Source organism: Streptomyces sp. NPDC007095 (assembly GCF_040634475.1).
GTDB lineage: Bacteria > Actinomycetota > Actinomycetes > Streptomycetales > Streptomycetaceae > Streptomyces.
In genome coordinates this window covers 1-1,358 of the sequence record NZ_JBEYFS010000526.1, presented here as the reverse complement: position 1 = coordinate 1,358, position 1,358 = coordinate 1, and the positions used below count along the sequence as shown (strand labels likewise).

At 70.0% G+C, this 1,358-nt stretch carries 1 protein-coding gene; it reads left to right on the top strand.

All coding sequences use genetic code 11. From position 1 onward, the window contains the following. Position 1: 1 nt before the first annotated feature. The gene (locus ABZ656_RS57965; protein WP_360280831.1) at positions 2 to 1,243 is read left to right on the top strand and encodes an IS701 family transposase; all 1,242 of its coding nucleotides are present in this window, start codon (positions 2 to 4) and stop codon (positions 1,241 to 1,243) included. Positions 1,244 to 1,358: the final 115 nt, after the last annotated feature.

Below are 1,358 nucleotides of genomic sequence, written 5' to 3'. Positions count from 1 at the left end.
GGTGCGTGGTGAGTTGGAGGCGTTCGCGGCGGAGGTGTTCGAGCCGTTCGCGCGCAAGGATCAGCGCCGGTGGGGGCAGGTTTATCTGCGGGGGCTGCTGACCGACGGGCAGCGTAAGTCGGTCGAGCCGATGGCCGCCCGGCTCGGGGAGGACGGCAATCGTCAGGCACTGGCCAACTTCATCACCACCAGCCCCTGGGACCCGGCACATATCCGGGCCCAGCTCGCCTGGCGGATGGAGAAGGTGATCGGGCCGGAAGCCCTGATCTTCGACGACACCGGGTTCCTCAAGGACGGGATGGCCTCGGCATGCGTGTCGCGGCAGTACACCGGCACCGCGGGCAAGGTCACCAACTGCCAGGTCGGCGTCTCGGTCCACCTCGCGTCCGAGACCGCCTCGGCGGCGGTCAACTGGCGGCTGTTCCTGCCCCGGACCTGGGATCCCGCCTCACCGAAGGCCGATGCGGACAAGGTCGCCCGCCGCACCGCCTGCGGCATCCCGGACGATGTCGGGCATGTGGAGAAGTGGCAGCTGGCCCTGGACATGCTGGATGAGACCCGCTCGTGGGGGATCGAGGTGCCGCTGGCCGTCGCGGACGCCGGATACGGCGACGCCGCCGCGTTCCGGCACGGGCTGCAGGCCCGCGGCCTGAACTACGTGGTGGGGATCTCCACCACGCTGTCGGCCCAGCCCGCCGGCGCGGTCCCGGTGGCCGAGCCGTACTCCGGGACCGGACGCCCGCCGGTGGCCAAGTATCCCGACAAGCCACGGTCGGTGAAGGAGCTGGTCATCGCGGCGGGGCGGAAGGCAGCTCGGCCGGTGCAGTGGCGTGAAGGCTCCCGGCCTGGCACCGGCCGCTCCGGCCGCAAGCGGATGTACTCCCGCTTCGTGGCCTTGCGCATCCGGCCTGCCGGACGCGAGGTTCGGCAGGCCACTGACGGCCCGGAGCTGCCGGAGTGCTGGCTGTTGGCCGAATGGCCTGCCGGTGAGAGCGAGCCGGTGCAGTTCTGGCTGTCCGACCTGCCCTCCGGCATGCCTGTGACCACGCTGGTCCGGCTCGCCAAACTCCGCTGGCGCATCGAGCACGACTACCGGGAGATGAAACAGGCCCTGGGACTTGCCCACTTCGAGGGCCGGACCTGGAACGGCTGGCACCACCACGTCACCCTCGTCTCCGTCGCACATGCCTTCTGCACTCTGCAACGACTGGCCCGGGCCCCAAAAGACCCAGCGCCGGCCTGAGCCTCTACCAGGTCGTCCGCGAGCTACAGACACTGCTCGCCCTCTGGACCGGCGCCTGCCCGACCTGCCACCGCGACATACCAGCACCAATACAGACCTGACCAAGCCCTACTAG